Below are 253 nucleotides of genomic sequence, written 5' to 3' on the forward strand. Positions count from 1 at the left end.
TAGCCTGACTCCGTAGTCTGTGGCGGAGTTTGGGTGATTTGCCGAAATTGCTGTCACCGAGAACACAGCCGAAGTCGAGGCCGCTGTCAGCGGCCTCTTCGACCAGATCACCGCCGATTTCGTGTTTCGCTCTTATGTAGAGCTGTGGAATCCCCCTATAGCAAGGCAGTCGACGAGGAATTCGAACGATCCGCCGACGAGATTCACTGATCGAACGATACCAAAAGTGTGAGCGGCCTGCTCCAAGCCGTGC

Annotated in this window: 1 pseudogene; it reads right to left on the reverse strand. The window is 55.7% G+C overall.

What is annotated here, in order from left to right:
- Nucleotides 1-132: 132 nt before the first annotated feature.
- Nucleotides 133-253, reverse strand: a pseudogene (locus tag O2S87_RS19320) (IS1595 family transposase); the annotation flags it as partial.

This window comes from Halohasta sp. A2 (genome assembly GCF_056175805.1).